The sequence below is a fragment of the Succinivibrio dextrinosolvens genome (assembly GCF_900116345.1).
Classification (GTDB): Bacteria; Pseudomonadota; Gammaproteobacteria; order Enterobacterales; family Succinivibrionaceae; genus Succinivibrio; species Succinivibrio dextrinosolvens_B.
The window spans coordinates 1-1610 of record NZ_FPAH01000086.1; the positions used below are offsets into that span (position 1 = coordinate 1).

1 protein-coding gene is annotated in these 1610 nt (G+C 39.6%); it reads right to left on the bottom strand.

All coding sequences use genetic code 11. From position 1 onward, the window contains the following. Positions 1-385: 385 nt before the first annotated feature. Positions 386-1498 (bottom strand): IS110 family RNA-guided transposase, encoded by a 1113-nt coding sequence (locus tag BM308_RS13100; RefSeq protein ID WP_143098634.1) that lies wholly within the window; start codon positions 1496-1498, stop codon positions 386-388. Between the last annotated feature and the right edge of the window lie 112 nt (positions 1499-1610).

A 1610-nucleotide genomic window follows, 5' to 3' on the forward strand; every position in this document is an offset into this window, starting at 1 on the left:
TTCCATTCAAATGTGACCAGATCTATATACGCGGTTAATCTCTCTGCGGATTACATCTTAATAGAAATCTGAAATGAATTCCCAACTGCAGTTTTAAATCGGAAATAGGTGCCAATTCGCCAAAGATAATCTAGAGCTAACAGAAAACCAAAAGACCTCTCTATCTCCGATTTAAAACCACAGTCAATGAACCTAAGGTTCAGCTCAGACTGCATTATGAAGACTACAGTTGATCAATTCAGAGAGCTAGTTAAAAAAAGTTTTGCGCTCGACCTATACAATAGCCTTCAGAATGCAGTCTGAACAAAATTCATGGTGCATCAAGTCCACGGACGCAGGAAGCCTTAGGCACATTCACTTATGATGGATATTAAACAGTACTGAGTTACCTCAGATTCTTAATCAGATTACATTTTGTCTCATCAAATACTTCTCCGTTCTTTGCCACCGCATAAGCGATTCTGGCAAGGCGATTCATAATGGCACAGATAATGACTTTCTTTCTCTTGGTTTTAAGCCTGTCCTTAATCCATGACGATTCAGAACCGTTTTTCATGGCATTGGATAGATAGACCATAGCACCCATATAAAGGCTCTTCTTAAGAGAACGTATGCCTGACTTACGAATTCCCAGAACTGTTGTTTTTCCTCCAGTGCCGGTAATTATTGGCGCTACCCCGACATAAGCAGCAAACTCTCTGGCACCATGGAATCTTTCAGGATCACCCATAGCCGCATTCAATGCCACTGCTGTCTGTATTCCTACACCTGGAATAGTTGCAAGATTAAGACAGGTTTTATTCGAGCTTCCATACTTTAATAAGTACTTATTGATTGTTTCAATCTGCTCCTTAAGGTTATCGAGGATATTGAATACAGCAGTTTTGATGACTGAAAAATGTGAAGCCTCCTTTGAGCCTGCTTCAAAGGATTCCTCTGCATCAGAAAATCCCTGAATGATTTTTGAATTTGATGCAATACAGGCTTTTCCCACCACAAAACCATGCTCATATAGAATACCGTGTGATGCATTAAGACACTGAGTATACTGTTTGATAAGCTGGTCACGAATGGTAAACAGATTCATAATCAGCTGATTATCAAGACTCTTGGGAGGAATACTTTCAACAGAAGACAGCATTGCCTTGAATATTCCTGAAGCATCAATCTTATCGTTCTTATCAAGTTTTAAGAATGCCTTAACTTTTGATGCAGGAAGTATTTTGCATTTATGCCCCTTGCTTTCAAAATATCTGCTTAGGTAGTTGCAAGAACCACAGGCTTCAATTCCGAAAAGCATAGGCTCCGTTGCCTTGTCCACAAATTCAAAGAATTTACTGCGGGTAAGCTGAAAGTTTTTGAGTAGCTTCTTATCGCTGTCAAAATAACAGACCTGCATAACTCTGCTTGCCACATCAACAGCAACAGGATTTACTCCAAGCGTGTCACGATGGTAAGCAATGGTTGCAAGTTCATAATCACTAAGCTTAGGTTTCATACGAAAGATAGCTCCGATTAAATGTCTGTTGATTACAACTTCAATCAAAGCTATGATGAACCTAGGAATACAAGCTTATTTTGAAGTACCTAGAGTCTGGAAATTGCGTCCG

Bases quoted from the DNA above. Each gene is read 5' to 3' on its own strand.
- BM308_RS13100 (WP_143098634.1), bottom strand. From the start codon at position 1,498: ATGAAACCTAAGCTTAGTGATTATGAACTTGCAACCATTGCTTACCAT.